General features: G+C 69.3%; 1 protein-coding gene and 1 pseudogene. Both read left to right on the top strand.

Annotation, left to right across the window (positions count from 1 at the left end; translation table 11 throughout):
• The first annotated feature begins 496 nt into the window (after positions 1–496).
• Entirely contained in the window at positions 497–1,984 is a 1,488-nt protein-coding gene (locus ACWCQ6_RS36855) for an APC family permease (protein WP_451096817.1), read from the top strand.
• Positions 1,981–2,391, top strand: a pseudogene (locus tag ACWCQ6_RS36860) (acetamidase/formamidase family protein); the annotation flags it as partial. The gene ACWCQ6_RS36855 and the pseudogene ACWCQ6_RS36860, both read left to right, overlap by 4 nt.

Here is a 2,391-nt window from a genome sequence, read left to right on the forward strand (position 1 = left end):
CCCGCTCTGCGTCTGCGTCTGCGCAACCCAGCTGGCCGTGGCCGACGGGTCGAACCCGGCCGCGGGTGTCAGCGGAAGGATCATCGGCGGAACATGCTGAGGACCGTTCTACGGCCTGCCGGGCGACCGACGACGGGCGGGGCTGCCGGTGGCTTGGCCCTCGCCCGCCGTCGTGTTCTGTCCGTGCGTTCAACTGGATCCTGGACTCCACCTGGGACGACCCTGCGACGTCTCCCTCGTACGAGGAACTCACCGACCCCTCGGCCCACGGGCGTCGTCCCGCGTCCCGGCTCCCGGCTCCCGGCTCTCGGCAGCGAATGTCCGCCGAGGGCCGGGACTCACCGTACGTTCCGGCGTACTCCCGTCTGCACGCGGTCGATTTCCGTCCCCGCCGTCTTCCGCCGCCCGCGCGGCGCCCGTACGGTAGGGCGCGCGAGACGCTCGGCCGCACATCGGACAACAGCTTCCGGTCATCGGGCGCAGAGGGGGCGGCGGGATGTCGGGGGATTCCGGCAGCGGACTGTTACGCGATGCCATCGGGCTGCGTGAGGTCCTTTTCCAGAGCATCACGGCGATGGCGCCCGCCGCGGCCATCGCCGCCTCGATTCCGGCCGGAGCCGCGTTCGCGGGCGGAAGCCTGCCGCTGTCCGTGGTGGTGGCCCTGGTCGCTTGCCTGTTCACCGCGTCGTGCGTGGCCGAGCTGGCCCGCCGACTTCCGGCCGCCGGTTCCGTCGCCACCTACTCCGCACAGGGATTGCATCCGGCCATCGGGTTCCTCGTCGGCTGGGGCTATGTCTTCGTCGAGGCGCTGGTGCCCGCGCTGCTGCTGCTCCAGCTCGGATTCACCGCGGCGGGCACACTGCACCAGGAGTGGTCGTCCTACCCGGCGGACCTGTGGTGGCCGTGGTCGCTGCTGGGCGCGGTGATCATCGCACTCGCCGGGTATCTCGGCGTACGGGTCTCCGCCCGGTTCGGCACCGTGCTCGGCATCTTCGAGGTGCTCGTCTTCGTCGTCTTCGCCGTGCTCCTCATCGGGCAGGCGGGCAGAGACAACACCCTTTCGGTATTCGGTACTTCGCACACCGCCGACGGATACGACGGCATCAGCGGAATCTTCGCCGGTTCCGTCTACACCGTACTTGCCTTCGCCGGCTTCGAGGCCGCGGCACCACTCGCCGAGGAGACGAAGAACCCGCGGCGCACCATGCGGCGTGCGGTGCTCGGCGCGGCGCTCTCCATCGGTCTGGTGTATGTCCTGACCACCTATGCGATGTCGGTGTACTTCGGGCCCTACAGGTTCGCCGGATTCGGTGGCTCTGGGGCTGCTTCGTGGGAGGGCGTGGCCCGCGCCTCGTTCGGGCTGTTCTGGGTGCTGCTCTTCCTCGCCGTGGTCAACTCGACCGTGGCCAACGCCAACGCGTGTGCCAATGTGTCGACCCGTACGGCGTTCGCCCTCGGCCGCATCGGTGTCTTTCCGCAGGCCTTCGCGAGGCTGCACCCGCGGCGCCGCTCCCCCGTCACGGGTGTGGCCGTGCAGTTCGTGATCGCGGTCGGCGCGTCGCTCGGGCTGGGGTTCGCCTATGACCCGGTGACCGCTTTCGTGCTGCTGGCCACCGTGATCGTGACGGTGATCACCGGCGTGTACATCATCGTGAACCTGTCCTGCGCCGGATACTTCCTGCGCAGGCGCCGCGACGCCTTCAACCCTGTGCTCCACCTCCTGTTCCCGGTGCTGGGCATCGCGGCGTTCGTCCCCGCGCTGCTGACAGCCGCCGGAATCCCGGCGTTCGACTTCGTCTCCGAACTCAGCGCTCCCGTCTCTTACGCCGGTCCGGTCGTCGGTGTCTGGATGCTGATCGGGATCGTTGTGCTGACGGTGCTGATGCGCAGACACCCGCAGCGGGTGGCGCAGACCGGACGGATCCACCTCGACGACACCCCGGTGCCGGCCGGGAAGACAGAGACAGGAGCAGTACAGCCATGAGCGACCCCCGCATCCTGACCGTCCGCCCCAAGGCGAGCGAGTACGCCTGGACCTTCGGCGGGGCGGCCCCGGTTGCCCGGATCGAGCCGGGGACGTTCCTCGACGTGTACACGGAGGACTGCTTCGCCGGGCGGGTCCGCTGCGAGAAGGACCTGGTCTCCGAGGTCTGCGAATTCCCCTTCCTCAACCCTCAGACCGGTCCCTTCCATGTGGTGGGTGCTGAGCCCGGCGACACCGTCGCGGTGCACTTCGTTTCCATCGAACCGGCCAGGGACTGGGCCGCATCGACGACCGTGCCGCTCTTCGGGGCACTCACCTCCACCCACGCCACCGCGTCCCTGCAGGCTCCGCTGCCCGAGGTGGTGTGGATGTGGCAGCTCGACCGGGCCCGCCGTACCTGTCTGTTC

This window comes from Streptomyces sp. NPDC001880 (genome assembly GCF_053594575.1).